At 49.2% G+C, this 12,329-nt stretch carries 12 protein-coding genes; 6 read left to right on the top strand and 6 right to left on the bottom strand.

Annotated elements, in window-relative coordinates; genetic code table 11:
- The first annotated feature begins 351 nt into the window (after positions 1–351).
- The 3 genes from PUP29_RS08785 (at position 352) to PUP29_RS08775 (ending at position 3,565) form a co-directional block, all read left to right on the top strand.
- Positions 352–2,199, top strand: a complete 1,848-nt coding sequence (locus tag PUP29_RS08785) for a flavin reductase (RefSeq protein ID WP_353423011.1) — start codon at positions 352–354, stop codon at positions 2,197–2,199.
- A 32-nt stretch (positions 2,200–2,231) separates the two neighbouring features.
- A complete protein-coding gene (locus PUP29_RS08780) occupies positions 2,232–2,843 on the top strand; it encodes a hypothetical protein (RefSeq protein ID WP_079546233.1) in 612 nt (203 codons plus the stop codon).
- Positions 2,844–3,031: 188 nt separating this feature from the next.
- A complete protein-coding gene (locus PUP29_RS08775; RefSeq protein WP_079547800.1) occupies positions 3,032–3,565 on the top strand; it encodes a methylated-DNA--[protein]-cysteine S-methyltransferase in 534 nt (177 codons plus the stop codon).
- A gap of 71 nt (positions 3,566–3,636) precedes the next feature.
- Here the strand turns inward: PUP29_RS08775 and PUP29_RS08770 are convergent, their stop codons facing one another.
- The 6 genes from PUP29_RS08770 to PUP29_RS08745 form a co-directional block, all read right to left on the bottom strand.
- Positions 3,637–3,867: a hypothetical protein gene (locus PUP29_RS08770; protein WP_353423010.1), complete on the bottom strand. Its 231-nt coding sequence runs from the start codon at positions 3,865–3,867 to the stop codon at positions 3,637–3,639.
- A 67-nt stretch (positions 3,868–3,934) separates the two neighbouring features.
- Positions 3,935–5,512: a recombinase family protein gene (locus PUP29_RS08765; protein ID WP_353424075.1), complete on the bottom strand. Its 1,578-nt coding sequence runs from the start codon at positions 5,510–5,512 to the stop codon at positions 3,935–3,937.
- 140 nt (positions 5,513–5,652) lie between these two features.
- Positions 5,653–5,850, bottom strand: coding sequence for a hypothetical protein (locus PUP29_RS08760; RefSeq protein WP_032548367.1), 198 nt, complete (start codon positions 5,848–5,850; stop codon positions 5,653–5,655).
- Positions 5,851–5,908: 58 nt separating this feature from the next.
- A complete protein-coding gene (mobV, locus tag PUP29_RS08755; RefSeq protein WP_353423008.1) occupies positions 5,909–6,847 on the bottom strand; it encodes a MobV family relaxase in 939 nt (312 codons plus the stop codon).
- Between the two features lie 182 nt (positions 6,848–7,029).
- Positions 7,030–7,425 (bottom strand): replication initiator protein A, encoded by a 396-nt coding sequence (locus tag PUP29_RS08750; RefSeq protein ID WP_353423007.1) that lies wholly within the window; start codon positions 7,423–7,425, stop codon positions 7,030–7,032.
- A 111-nt stretch (positions 7,426–7,536) separates the two neighbouring features.
- Positions 7,537–7,950, bottom strand: a complete 414-nt coding sequence (locus PUP29_RS08745; RefSeq protein ID WP_353423006.1) for a cysteine-rich VLP domain-containing protein — start codon at positions 7,948–7,950, stop codon at positions 7,537–7,539.
- A gap of 364 nt (positions 7,951–8,314) precedes the next feature.
- Between PUP29_RS08745 and PUP29_RS08740 the strand changes: the two genes are divergently transcribed.
- The 3 genes from PUP29_RS08740 (at position 8,315) to PUP29_RS08730 (ending at position 11,758) form a co-directional block, all read left to right on the top strand.
- A complete protein-coding gene (locus PUP29_RS08740) occupies positions 8,315–9,115 on the top strand; it encodes a helix-turn-helix domain-containing protein (protein ID WP_353423004.1) in 801 nt (266 codons plus the stop codon).
- Between the two features lie 91 nt (positions 9,116–9,206).
- The gene (locus PUP29_RS08735) at positions 9,207–10,055 is read left to right on the top strand and encodes a DNA adenine methylase (RefSeq protein WP_353423002.1); all 849 of its coding nucleotides are present in this window, start codon (positions 9,207–9,209) and stop codon (positions 10,053–10,055) included.
- 14 nt (positions 10,056–10,069) lie between these two features.
- Complete coding sequence (locus tag PUP29_RS08730) at positions 10,070–11,758, top strand: AlwI family type II restriction endonuclease (protein WP_353423001.1); 1,689 nt, start codon at positions 10,070–10,072, stop codon at positions 11,756–11,758.
- The last annotated feature ends 571 nt before the right edge of the window (positions 11,759–12,329 follow it).

The following is a 12,329-nucleotide window of genomic DNA, read 5'->3' as shown; positions in this document are numbered from 1 at the left end:
TATCGTTCAAAAAAGAATACCGCGCTGCCCTCCCCTGCGTTTCCGCAATACACACGCGCCGCTTCCTTTTTCCAGCGCAGGCCCGGCCAATACACAGCGGGCATCGGCAGCGATGCCGTTTCCCTTTTTTCTATTGTAACCGAAAAGCGTTGAAAATGCACGGCCGTCCGCCGCGTTTTCTTCAAAATAATCCTTTGGATTTTCGCTTCCTTTGTTGCACCTTTCGTCCGTTTGCTGTAAGATAAAAAGTGTATTTGTGACGAAATAGACAAAGGCGGGAAAAGACGCGGCCGAACGCGCACGGCATTTCTCTTCCCGTTAAAAATAAAAACAAATGAACGGAGGACCGCTATGTATTGCACAAAGAAGATATCAGACGACCTTACATGGGTGGGCGCGGACGACCGCAGGCTCGCTATGTTCGAGGGTGTTTATTCCGTACCGGACGGCGTTTCCTATAACTCCTATCTGCTGACGGACGAAAAGACCGTCCTGTTCGATACGGTCGATAAGGCCGTGGCGAAAACGTTCTTTGAGAACGTGGAGCACGCCCTCGGCGGAAGGAAGCTCGATTACCTCGTCGTACAGCACATGGAGCCCGATCATTCCGCTACCATAGAGGGGCTTTTGCTGCGCCATCCGGAAACGACGGTCGTCTGCAACGATAAGATCAAAAAGATGATCGGCCAGTTCTTCAGCGCGGAGCTGGAAAGCAAGGTGCAGACCGTAAAGGAGGGCGATACCCTTGAAACGGGCCGTCACACGCTGACGTTCGTCATGGCACCGATGGTCCACTGGCCGGAGGTCATGGTCACCTACGATACGGCCGATAAAATTTTATTCTCGGCCGACGCATTCGGCACGTTCGGCGCATTAAACGGCGCGATCTTTGCGGACGAGGTGGATTTTGAGCGTGATTTTCTGGATGAGGCGCGCCGCTATTATACCAACATCGTGGGCAAATACGGCACGCAGGTGCAGGCGCTCCTAAAAAAGGCGTCCGCGATCGACATCGAAATGATCTGCCCGCTCCACGGCTTCGTATGGCGCTCGAATCTCGGTGATTATATCGGCAAATACGCAAAGTGGAGCGCATATCAGCCGGAGGAAACGGGCGTGATGATCGCCTATGCATCCGTTTACGGGAATACGGAAAACACCGCGAATATCCTCGCGTGCCGCCTGCGCGACCGGGGCATCAAAACGGTGATGTACGACGTATCGGTCACCCCCGCGTCGGAGATCGTCGCCGCCTCCTTTAAATGGAGCCACCTTGTGTTCGCCTCCACCACCTATAATGCAGGCATCTTCGTCACAATGGACGAGCTTCTGCGCGACCTCGCTTCCCACAACCTGCAAAACAGAACGGTCGCGTTCATCCAGAACGGCTCATGGGCGCCGACCAGCGGAAAACTGATGAAAGAGATCATCGGGCCGCTGAAGGGTATGACCGTGCTCGAGGAAACGGTGAACATCACGTCCTCCCTCAAGGAAGACCAGCTCGCCGACATAGACCGCCTCGTGGACGCGATCGCCGCAACGGTGCCGCGTTTTGAAGCGGAGGACGATCCGAAAGTCCCTGCGATCGATCCAAATGCCCTCTTTAAGCTGAGCTACGGCCTGTATGTCGTGACCGCGCAGGACGAAAACGGACGGGACAACGGCTGCATCACCAATGCGGTCATGCAGGTGACCGATTCCCCGAACCGCATCGCCATCGGCGTCAACAAGGCCAACTGCACGCACGACATGATCGCAAAGAGCGGAAAATTCAGCGTGTCCGTCCTGACGGAGGACGCGCCGTTCAAGCTGTTCCAGCACTTTGGCTTCAGGAGCGGCCGCGACGTGGATAAATTTCAGGAATTTAAGCATGCGGACCGCTGCGCGAACGGGCTTTACTATCTTTCCAAATATTCCAACGCGCTCATCTCCGGTACCGTGATCGCCTCGGAGGACTGCGGCACGCACACGCTGTTCATCGCAGATGTGACGGAGGCCTGCATCCTTTCGGACGCTCCGTCGGTGACGTATGAATATTATTTCGAGCATATCAAGCCAAAGCCGCCTGTTTCGGCAGGTCCGCAAAAGGGCTTTGTCTGCAAGGTGTGCGGCTATGTCTATGAGGGCGACGTTCTTCCCGCGGATTTCATCTGCCCGCTGTGCAAGCACGGCGCGGACGCCTTTGAGCCGCTGAAATAAATGGGTACGGCAAAGAAGGGAGTTCTGTTGTGATGAAAAAGGCTGCCATTTTGGCTGCTGCCGTTCTCCTGTGCGCGGCGCTGTTTTGCGGATGTTCTTTCTTTTCCAGCGCAGTCACGGATTTTATAGATTCGCGGACTCCCGTGCAGGTTCCTGCCGCCGCAGACACTTCCGGCAGCGCGGCGGCCCGGTATACAGGCAGCGTAGTATCGCTCGTCCTTCCGGACGGCGTAACGGTCGATGAGCAGAAAAGCAACCATGAGGACGGAATAGATTTTATTTACATGGATACGCCGTTCGACGGCACATACATTACTTTAACGGCTTCCGCCGCGCCCTATGAGGGGATGACGTGGGAGGAAGGAAAGACGATGTATGAAAATTTCCTGACCTCTATCGACGCGGAAATTTTAGCGCGGGATGAAGTGGAAAGCGCAGACTATCCGAATGAATTATTGTACGTCTTGCAGACAGCCGAAGCCACTGCGTCCGCAGGTGAGGATCTGGAAGTGGAAACACTGCATATCGTGTTTCTCGCGGAAGATAATTTGTGCGCGCTGGTCGGCATGAGCGCCGACTATGACGCGTTCGAGAGTATTATGGATATGTGTTTTGACCTGTTCGATTCCTTTGCGCTGAAATAATATCAGAAAGATATACAGGATATCAGAAAGCGGGCGGCCGATACCGTCCGTTTTTTGCGTCCGCAGACTGTTTCGGAGCATACGGGCAGCGGGAATATTATGATAATCATGATCGAGCCATAGTATTCGCCCATTTTTCGTGATAAAATCATACTGTCTGGAAAAAAGCAGAAAAGAGGAAACCTATGATGCAGTATACTGCCCGTTATCATTCTCCCATCGGCGATATTCTTTTGGCCGCAGATGATATTGGCCTAACCGGTTTATGGTTCGAGGGCCAGAAGTATTTTGCTCTTTCTCTTGATACAGAGCGCGAGGAGAGGGAAATCCCTCTTTTTGAAAGGATAAAGAGCTGGCTCGATATTTACTTTTCCGGAAAAGAGCCGGAGTTTGCCGTTCCGCTTCATTTCATTGGAACAGAATTTCAAAAAGATGTATGGAAAATTCTTTGCTCCATTCCCTACGGCCAAACCATGACCTACGGTGGTATCGCAAAGCAGATCGCCGCAGAAAGGGGCCTGCCCCGTATGTCTGCACAAGCGGTGGGCGGCGCGGTCGGGCATAACGGGATCTCGATCATCGTTCCCTGCCACCGGGTCGTCGGAACAAACGGCAGCCTGACCGGATATGCGGGTGGGATCGAGAAGAAGGTGAAGCTATTGACCTTGGAAAAAACGGATATGCAGCGTTTTTTTATCCCCAAAAAAGGAACGGCGCTATGAAGCCGGAGCTTCGGGCAGCCCGCCCGTTCTCTCTTAAAACACAGTTTCCCAAACAGGAGCGTACGCCGCTCCTATTTTTTTTCCTGCAATGCCCAAAGCGCAAGAGCCGCCAGCCCAATGCCCAGCATTGCCGTTCCGGACCTTATATCCAGCGCATCCAATACCGATAAAACGGCGGCTGCGATCCCCATTGCGGCCGCGACCGCCTTGAAGGCCAAGCTAAGCATCCCACTGCGCGCCGTTTCCTTTGGCGCGGCGCCCCGCATCAGCTCGTCTGTGGAAACGCCGAGGAGCTCTGCCAAACGGGGCAGAGAGCTCACGTCGGGGCAGGATAAGTCGGTTTCACATAGTTAAAGATATTGGTGTCATTCAATCAATTTTGCCGATGAAGCGGTAGAAGATTTCTACCTCCTGTTCCCGGCTCCCGTCCTCGTTCTTGACCGCTTCATGGACAAGGATTTTTTCAATCAGCGTGTTCAAGAGTTCGGCAGTGAGTTCCGTGGGATTGACGCACTCTTTCATCAAGGCAATCCATTTTTCTGCGTCTGCGGCACTCTGGCTTTCAGCGGCAATAGCAGATTGAAGCTGTTCAATCTTTTCTGCCAGTTCCGCCTGTTCGCTTTGGTACTTCCCGGACAGCATATTGAAGTTGTATTCCGTGATACGACCCGCCGCCCAGTCCTCATACATCCGGGTAAACAGGGTATCAACCTCGGCTTTCCGCTTCTCCGCTTTTTTCAGTTCAGCGGCCTGCTTTTTTCTTGCGGCGGCCTGTCCTTTGTCATTGGCATTCAGCAGACGTTTCAAAAGCTGTTCTTCATCATGCTGTACCAGCCCTGACCAGTATTGCAGACGGGAGAGAACATAGGCGTAAAGCACATCATAGCGGATGTAGTGCATAGAGCATTGGCGTGTGCCTTGCCCGTTCTTGCTGCAATGGTAGTAGCCATAGGGCTTGCTGTTCTGCCTGTTCTCCCCGTAGGCCAGCGACCAGCCGCAGTCCGCACACTTTATCAGTCCTGCAAAAATCTGTGTCGTGCCGTTCTTGCGTTCCCGCCGGCGGCTTGCGATCTGCTCCTGTACCTGCCGGAAAACCTGTTCGCTGATAATCGGCTCCTGCGTGTTCTCCACCCGCACCCATTCACTTTGGGGCTTGCGTATCCTCCGCTTATTCTTAAAGGAAATATTAGTCTCCCGGTAGTGGATGGTATGGCCGATGTAGGTTTCATCTTTCATAATGCTTTTGACCTGCGCTATCGTCCATGCGTAGCCTTTTTCCTCTGGTGCGCCAGCATAGATATTGGCGAAAGTCCCGTCACGCTGGAAGTTGATAAATCCCGGCGTCGGTACTTTTTCCGCAATCAATATCCTTGTAATGCTGGCCGCCCCTTTGCCGTGAATAGCAAGGTCAAAAATCTTCTCCACGATCCAGCGGGTTTCCTCGTCGATTATCAGCTTGTTCTTGATTTCCGGGTGCTTCTTGTACCCGAGGGGAGCATAGGCGCTGATACGCTGTCCGGCGGCAAACTTTGCCTTGAAAGCAGTTTTTACCTTGCGGCTGGTGTCCTTTGCGAACCATTCGTTGAACAGGTTTTTGAATGGCACAAAATCGGACAGTCCCTTTTCTGTGTCCTCATTCTCCGCAACGGCGATGTACCGCACCCGTTTTTCCGGGAACAGAAATTCCAGATAGTAGTCCATCATCACATGCTCTCGCCCGAAACGGGACAGGTCTTTGGTGACAATGCAGTTTACTTTTCCGGCTTCCACATCGTCCATCATGCGCTGGAAACTCGGACGCTCGAAGTTTGTCCCACTCCACCCATCGTCCACATATTCCCCGACCACATGAAGCCCCTGCTCCCTTGCGTACTGTTGCAGGATTGTCCGTTGCGTTTCAATGCTTACGCTGTCACCATAGCTTTCATCGTCACGGCTTAACCGCATATAAAGAGCCGTGTTGTAAATGGTAGTATTGTAAGGTTGTTTCACCGTAAAAATCCTCCTTCTAAAGAAACAACCCACGCTTACAATACTTTTGCTCTATGGCAATTATATCATAAGCGTGGGCGTGTATCAACGATGGGTCACGAAGAAGCTGCCCTTGCCGCCGTGTGCCGGACGACATCCACAATCAGATCGCCAATCGGACGACCGCCAGCGGCAAAATGTTCGGAGATTTTGATACGGTTTTTCCCACATACAAAATACTGTGTGCCGTTCTCGTCAGTAATGACCTGTCCGGTGTGTATTGTATCAATAATGTCGCTTTCGCTTTTTACCATCCAGTGTCCTCCGTATGATTATTTTTCATCATGCAGCTTGAATTTCTGTTCATAGCGTTTACCTCCCTCTTGTTCGCTGCTGCCGTTTCAGCTCCGCCAGCACTTCCGGCGGGATACGGTCAACCAGCCTTTGCATATTTTCCAGTTCGCTTTCCAGCTTTGCCCGTTCCATGCGGTCTTTCATCTTGCCGCTTTCACTGGCCTTTGCCCTTGATTCCAGCTTTTGATTTTCTTCCAAAAGGTCTTTGATCGTGACCTTGTATTTTTTCAGCTGCCCGGAGAAGTTCTCCATCTGCGGAAACCATTTTTTCAGCATGGAGAGGGCTTCTTCCTTTTTCTTTCCGGCGTTCAGCGGGTTTATGCCGTCAAGGGCGGCTTCAATGGCTCTGGCCTGTTTGGAGAGGGAAACCGCCTGTTTGAACAGCCGGGTGGGAATGTGCTTCCGACCTGTTTTGCTGGCGCTCTCCCCACGCTCCAAATCCGGGTATTTTTCCACCATGTAAGCGTGAAAATCGTCCTGCCACTTCGTCAGGTTTGCCCGGTTGCCGATGATTTCTTTGGCGCACAGACGGTTGTCCTTTGTCAGCGGCACAAAGGTCAAATGCAGGTGGGGCGTTTTCTCGTCCATGTGTACCACCGCCGACACGATATTTTCCCGGCCTACCCGGTCAATGAGGAAATCCGCCGCCCGCTGGAAAAATGCCTGTATTTCCTTTGGGGATTTCCCCTTGAAAAACTCCGGGCTGGCAGTTATCAGGGTATCGACAAACCGGGTGCTGTCTTTTCTCGTCCGGCACCCGGCCTGCTCGATACGGCTCTGAATGAAGTGGTAATAGCGTCCCTCCGGCTTGACGATATGGAAGTTGTACTTGCTTTTAGCTGTGTCAATGTCGGGGTTGCTGGCGTACTGTTCTTTCTGGCGTTCGTGATGGGCTTCCAGCGGCCTTGCCGGGTTGCCCTTGTGCTTCTCAAAACGCAAGATTGCGTGTTGTGCCATGAAACTCCTTTCCCCATTCCTTTCCCATCCGGGGTTTTCCACAGGGAAAATCCCGCCGGAAATAGCTCGGATAAGATTGGAACGGATAGAATCTAAATCAATCTTTTAATCTTTGTATTTCTATATACCGTCCGGTTTCCGTACTTCTCACGGGTGATTTCCGTACTTCATGGGCACGGTTTTCAGCCCTCCGGCGTACCATAACCGAATTTCTTGAAGTCGGTGTTTGGAACCGCTTCATAGTATTTTGGGTAAATGCGATTGGGTTTTCCACAGCCCTGCTTCTGGATCTCTATCAGCTCGGCGTATTGCAGTTCCCGCAGGGTATTCACCGCCTTTTGCCGCCCACAGCGGAGCAGGTCAACCACCTCGCAAATGGGATAATACAGATAAATCCGCCCATACTCGTCCGCCCACCCATTTTTCCGGGATAACTCCGTCCGGCGCAGGATAAAGGCATACAGCAGCTTTGCCTCATTGGACAGGGGCTTGAATGTAGGTGCTTCAAAGAGAAAATTGGGGAGCCGGGTGAAGCTGAACGCCTGTTCCGGCTGATGAATGTAAATCGTGTTTGTCATAGCGTGTTTTGTGGACGGTTAGAAGCCTGTTTTCCGGGGTGGGCGATAATTTATACCACCCGCCCCGGTTTGGGGCTTGCGAAGCCTGATAAATCAAGGCTTTTTTCGCTCCTAACTGTCCACACAAGACCTCCTTTTCCGTTCACTTTCTGTTTTCTGCCGCCTGTGAACTCTGGCGGCACAGCCGGGGCAGTATTTAGCCCGGTTGGATTTGGGGACGAACACGCCGCCGCAGACTGCACAGCGTTTCAAGTCCTTATCCCGGAAAATCTCTGCTTCCAACGCCCCGTCCAGCGGCAAGACTGCCCAGCGGAACCACTTGCAGCAGACCGAGAAAGAAACCGTCTGCGGGCAGGTGCAGGTGTCCCCATCGTCAAGGGCAATGCAGTTGCCGTCCTCACAGCAACAGCACTCCCGGCGTATTAGGGCGCTTGCCCGTTTCCGCTGCGCCGGGGTCATGTGGTAAAGGGAACCGTCCGGCCTGCATTCCAGCGACGGCAAGTCTTTGTAGGGATTATTTTTCATGCGTTCCCTCCGTTTTGCTTTCCGCTGCCGTTTTCCCCGAAAAGGCTTCCTGCCCCATTCCTGCGGCGTGTTCCGGCGTTGGCACGCTCCCCATAACTTCGGGACAACTTGTCCCGAAGTTACCTCTGGACAAAGTGTCCAGAAGTACGGCTCCTTGCGGTACTTCCCCAGCCGGGGTATTCCTTTTCGGACGGTCATTTGGTTTTCAAGGTGCTGTCCATCGATGAACTACCCTAAGTCTACACGAAAAAAATGCAATCCCCGGAATTTTGCGAGAATTGCATTTTGATGAAGTTTACACTTTGAAAATTGCATTTTTGCAATCATTCTGTATAATGGAAGTATGCGGAGGAGGTGCGTATCTATGGCTTTACCCGGAACCCCCGGACAGCGGATTTCCGATTTATGCAACGGGAACCACATCACGCAAAAGGAACTTGCGGAGAAGATAGGCGTTTCCGCTTCCCAGTTGAGCCGCATTGTCAGCGGCGAAACGAGAACAGTCAGCAGTGATATTCTCATAGGTGTGGCAAAGGAATTTCAGGTATCGACAGACTACATACTGGGCTTGTCCACCGTGAGCGTCCGTAAAAGCTACGATATTTCTGAATTAGGCTTGTCCGAGGGCGCCGTGAGGGGGCTTGTGACGGGTGCTGTTGATGTACAAATACTCAATCGTTTGTTGGAACACAGGAATTTCCCCAAACTGATAGATTTGATACGGATTTATTTTCACGACACGGCGGCAAACGGGATAATGGCACGAAACCAGATTATCGAGATGGCAACGGCTTCCCTGTCTGACTTGATGAAAGAACACCCGGAACATCGGGCGAAAGCAAGGCAGGATTTACAGCTTTTGAACTCCCAGAAGTTGGGGGAACATGAAGCGGAGATTGAGAAAATCAAGAGTATGTTCCTTGCCATCCTGCGGGATATTAAGAAAGATATGGAAAACGGAGCACAGCCGGGGGAAGCTGTGACCGCCGCTATATTCCAAGCCATGAGGGACGCACTGGCGGAGCAGAAACGAAAACCGATTTCTGTTGATGATGTAACGGCAATGATTATCGGACAGATCGGAAAGCTTGCTCCAATGGACAAAGAAACCGCCGCCCTGTTCCAGCAGTTAGCCAAAAAGATGATTGAGCAGGCGGAAAAATAGAAACATCGGTTGTAGCGGTTAGTTTTGTGTGGTACAATGAAGATGGGTTATTTTGATTACTTTTTCAAACTTTAGAAAGCGAGGTGTACTGATGAACCCGGTTTTGAAATATCGTGGAGGAAAATCGAGGGAAATTCCCCGCTTTCTTCAATATATACCAGACGATTTTAACCGCTATATCGAGCCTTTTTTTGGTGGCGGAGCTGTTTTCTTTTATCTTGAACCCGATAATGCGATTATCAATGACGCAAATACGAGGTTAATGACTTTTTATCAGCAGTTGAGAGATGACTATTCAACCATGCGCACACAGCTTGATACACTTCAACAATTATACGAAGCTAACCAAGCAGAATTTAAGAGATTAAAAGCATTGACCCCTGATGAGAGAGTTCCCAACGGAAATGAAGATCTATATTATCGTATGAGGGAGTTGTTTAACCACCCTGACGATACCTATTTAGATGGAGTTTTATACTTCTTCATCAATAAAACGGCATATTCTGGAATGATTCGCTATAATAACAACGGAGAATATAATGTTCCGTTTGGCCGTTATCCAAATCTCAATACCAAATTAGTAACACAACAACATAGCGAATTGTTACAAAGAGCGGAATTGTTTAATCTTGATTACAATGATATATTCAATATGGCCGAGGCTGATGATTTTATCTTCCTTGACCCGCCGTATGACTGCGTTTTCAATGATTATGGCAATATTGATATGATGAACGGTTTCGATGAGGCAGAACATAGACGTTTAGCTGCCGATTTTAGAAATTTGCCGTGTCGTGCTCTAATGGTAATAGGGAAAACGCCCTTAACCGAAGAATTGTATGGAGAGTATATATTTGATGAGTATTATAAGAACTACTCAGTCAATATAAAAAATCGATTTAACAACGATAAAATGCACATCATCGTTAAAAATTATTAACAGGAGGTGTCGTTGTGGCAAGAATTGATAATAAACTGCTGTTCTTTACTACTTCACCGAGGACACCTGCTAAGATGATTCCTGAAATAAAACTTTTGTCTGAAAGGTTTTCAGGAAAGCCATGGAATAAACTAACCCAAGAGGAATTTATAGACGAATTGGCTCAAAGTGATTTTTTTGAAGGAAAAGGATCGCCGTCTGATAAGGCTTTTAGTGCTCGAGATCGTATCAATCGAGCACCAAAGGCTTTAGGTTTTATCGATCTAAATCCCTGCGTAGCTTTAACTGACGCAGGGGATTCTTTCATTAACGGGAAACGCCCACAGGAGATATTTTTACGGCAGTTACTAAAGTTTCAGTTACCTTCTCCATATCATTCGGAGAACAGAAATATCGTAGGGACTTTTTATATTCGACCTTATCTTGAAATTTTACGATTGGTTCGAGAATTAGAATATATTACTTTTGATGAATTCAAAATATTTGCCGTTCAAATGACAGATTATCACAAATTTGAAGCGATAAGAGATTCTATTTTGCGATTCAGAGAAGAAAAATCTCAAAACAGAGGGCAATACAAGCGTTTTGTTAACGATATATGGGAAAACGCAATATTAGAAATACATAAAGATAGGATTGCGGCTGGTAAAACGAGAACAAGAGAGACTAACGATGCCAGCCTCAAAAAATTTATTGCTACGCAAAAAAGCAATATGAGAGATTATGCAGATGCTTGCTTCAGATATTTGAGATATACTGGACTAATCGCCATTTCACACAAAAGTCGGTCTATATCGATTTTTGAGGATAAGATTGTCGAAGTGGATTTTATCCTTTCGACAGTATCACGTGACCCTGTTTATATTGATGATGTAAATGCTTACAAGGCATATTTGTTTTCTGCTAACTCTCCCGTTCTCTATACAGATAATGAAGCCAATATTGTTGATGTCCTTATGCGTATTGGTTCTTTTACAAGACGAGAATTAGCTGGTAAAACTATTGAAGAACTAAAAGATTTACGCGACGATATAGTTAAACAGCACAAAGATGCTGTTATTCATGAGCAAGTTGCTGAGATAAAGTCCTATGCCCTGTACTCGGAAATCATAGACACATTCAACGAAATTATTGCCGATGAATATTATGACGCTCCTTTGATGTTTGAGTATAACACATGGCGAGCTATGACAATGCTTGACGGTGGAAATATAAAAGGCAACTTCAATTTTGATGATGCCGGACAACCATTGTCTACTGCGGCTGGAAATATGCCGGATATTGAATGTGACTATGATGATTTTGCCCTATCCGTAGAAGTGACATTACAGTCCGGTCAACGCCAGTATGAATCAGAAGGAGAGCCCGTCGCACGACATTACGGACAATTAAAAAAGAAAAGCGGAAAAGAAACCTACTGTCTTTTTATTGCCCCAACAATCAACGCAGCGACTTTAGCCCATTTTTATGGATTAAACCATCTTCCTATTGCGCTTTATGGCGGGAAGTCTAAAATTATCCCGTTAGAATTAGACCAGTTCATGCGTCTTATTGAGAATTCGTACAATTACGAAACTCAGCCAGAGCCAAAAGACATTCGACGTTTCCTTGATTACGCCATTATGCTATGTGAAAAAGCAACTGATGAAAACAACTGGCGTTCTGGAATCCAAACTTGTGTTGATATGTGGCTGGCATCATAAAATAGCAAAGCCAGCCGGGACAGTCAACGGTCAAGATGAACGGCGCATTTCATGCGCCGCCGTTGACAGCACCGCCCGCCTTTGCTAAAAGGTAATCAAGGCGGGAAAGCCCTAAAATGGCTTCCCGCCCATTTCTATTTTGAGAGAAGAAACACTCAAAATCAGAAAAAGAGCGGCCAAGCACTTTGAGGGATTGGCCGCCTTGTCCAACCATTCAGCGGGGCGGCGGGAGACAGTCAAGGCCGGGTGTTAACCCGTTCATTTCAGCCTTGACGGTTGCCCGCTGTCCTGCTACTTTTCCGGGAGTGTGGCCACAACTTCGGGACATTTTGTCTACAAGTCGGAGAGTAGGACGGAGGACGGGGGCTTCATATACCTGCCGCCGTTCTCTGAAACCAGCTCGTTTTTTGTTCATTCCCATTCACAAAAAGTCAGCCTGTTTTCCTGACGGAGAAAGCGGGGCGCAAACAGCACCGCACCCCGTTTTCCCCGTCAGCCACGCCAGCAGGTATAACACACTACACTTTGCAAGCAAAGTCGTGTGCCAAAGGGGACTGCGGCCCCCTTTGGA

Source organism: Christensenella massiliensis (genome assembly GCF_040409835.1).
Classification (GTDB): domain Bacteria; phylum Bacillota; class Clostridia; order Christensenellales; family Christensenellaceae; genus Christensenella; species Christensenella massiliensis.
The sequence above is the reverse complement of the archived record's forward strand: the minus strand, read 5'-3'. Positions and strand labels throughout refer to the sequence as shown.

Excerpts from the sequence above, each read along its gene's own strand:
- PUP29_RS08785 (WP_353423011.1), top strand. The coding sequence starts at position 352 with ATGTATTGCACAAAGAAGATATCAGACGACCTTACATGGGTGGGCGCG.
- PUP29_RS08780 (WP_079546233.1), top strand. The coding sequence starts at position 2,232 with ATGAAAAAGGCTGCCATTTTGGCTGCTGCCGTTCTCCTGTGCGCGGCG.
- PUP29_RS08775 (WP_079547800.1), top strand. The coding sequence starts at position 3,032 with ATGCAGTATACTGCCCGTTATCATTCTCCCATCGGCGATATTCTTTTG.
- PUP29_RS08765 (WP_353424075.1), bottom strand. The coding sequence starts at position 5,512 with ATGCGGTTAAGCCGTGACGATGAAAGCTATGGTGACAGCGTAAGCATT.
- PUP29_RS08760 (WP_032548367.1), bottom strand. The coding sequence starts at position 5,850 with ATGGTAAAAAGCGAAAGCGACATTATTGATACAATACACACCGGACAG.
- mobV (WP_353423008.1), bottom strand. The coding sequence starts at position 6,847 with ATGGCACAACACGCAATCTTGCGTTTTGAGAAGCACAAGGGCAACCCG.
- PUP29_RS08750 (WP_353423007.1), bottom strand. The coding sequence starts at position 7,425 with ATGACAAACACGATTTACATTCATCAGCCGGAACAGGCGTTCAGCTTC.
- PUP29_RS08745 (WP_353423006.1), bottom strand. The coding sequence starts at position 7,950 with ATGAAAAATAATCCCTACAAAGACTTGCCGTCGCTGGAATGCAGGCCG.
- PUP29_RS08740 (WP_353423004.1), top strand. The coding sequence starts at position 8,315 with ATGGCTTTACCCGGAACCCCCGGACAGCGGATTTCCGATTTATGCAAC.
- PUP29_RS08735 (WP_353423002.1), top strand. The coding sequence starts at position 9,207 with ATGAACCCGGTTTTGAAATATCGTGGAGGAAAATCGAGGGAAATTCCC.